The 1,276-nt window shown below is 54.8% G+C and carries 2 protein-coding genes; both read right to left on the bottom strand.

Translation table 11 applies throughout. The annotated features are described in order from the left end of the window. Nucleotides 1-344: 344 nt before the first annotated feature. Complete coding sequence (locus tag V6D20_05355; protein ID HEY9815217.1) at nt 345-506, bottom strand: hypothetical protein; 162 nt, start codon at nt 504-506, stop codon at nt 345-347. A 4-nt stretch (nt 507-510) separates the two neighbouring features. After that, nucleotides 511-861, bottom strand: coding sequence for a hypothetical protein (locus tag V6D20_05350; protein HEY9815216.1), 351 nt, complete (start codon nt 859-861; stop codon nt 511-513). Nucleotides 862-1,276: the final 415 nt, after the last annotated feature.

Here is a 1,276-nt window from a genome sequence, read left to right as displayed (position 1 = left end):
GAGGGTGAGAAGATGCCCCGGTGCGACGATGGGAACATCAGCCCCGCCAACCTTGCACAGTCCCGAAGCATCTAGGGCGGCGTGGGATTGCGATTCAGGCATGGGCGTGATCGTTGCCAATGTGTACTGTGTACCGTCAGGCATTGTCACGTCCCAATCAGTCAGGCCGTCAGCATTCAAGCTGGGGACAAGTTGAGTACAGGCGGGGCGGTAGGCAAGCGCGTCATGATGGCCCGCTGGGGGCATTGACTGGAATGGTGGAACGATAGTCATAATAAAAGGGCGGGGTTTCCCGCCCCGGTAATGGGATTGATAGAGTCGCGATGTTTCTCAGGCAGGCGGCTCTATTGCTGTTTTTCGAGTTGATTACGCAGTGCGACCAAATCAGCTTGCACGGTGTACGGGTCGTCTCCTTCAGGGCAACGCCGGGCGATATCGTCATAGGTGACGCTGTGCAAGTACTGGAGAATGCGATCGCGTTGGGCGGGGGTGAGGTTGATTTCCATGGCTTTACTGAGGAAGTAAGTTATCTACGATCGCACCTTTAATGCGGGGCATACGACTAGACATCTCTGCCGTGAGTCGGGTGACGATTTCCCCCTCTAGCTCGTCACAGAATCCGAGCATGGCGGGGCTTAATCCGTTGTCAGTGGTGACGGCGGCGGGGGTGTGGTGCGATTCTGCGATCGCATTATCGGGGGCGGTGTCTTTGTCGAGAGAATTCCGAAGTACCTCCAATTCATCACCACTAAAAGGGGCGCTGATGTTGTTCCGTTGGGCCAAGATTCGCACCTGGGCTTCGTGAATACCCAGCACTTCGGCGGCGCGGTCTGTGGTGTACTCCACAACTGAAAGATTCATAAAAACTCCTAAGCGTGTTGTTTTTGAGTGAGTGACCAAGCCTTAAAAGTTAGGCGCTGATCGTTCAATAAGGCGTGCTCAATCCATGCTTTTCCCTTGTCGCGATTGTCCAACGCAAAACACAAGACTGAGACTTGATAACCGTGTAGGTAACGTTCCGTCACTCCACGAGGGCAAACGTGCCACCAATCAAAACAGCATGATTCGCAGAATCGCACCCAGCGGCGCACTGTTTCTTCGGATAGGTCATAGCTTCGGGCGATCGTTTGGCGTTGGGTGCTGTGGATTACCTGTGGGGAGAGTGTGGGGTTTCTGTGGGCTGTGGGCATCTCCTTAAATCCTTGATGGGCGGGGGCTGCATTAGTCGCTGTGGGCTTGGTGTGGGTTTACACCGTCTCACCCCTCGCTAATCGCA

Source organism: Candidatus Obscuribacterales bacterium (assembly GCA_036703605.1).
Taxonomy (GTDB): domain Bacteria; phylum Cyanobacteriota; class Cyanobacteriia; order RECH01; family RECH01; genus RECH01.
This window is presented reverse-complemented; position numbering and strand designations above follow the sequence as displayed.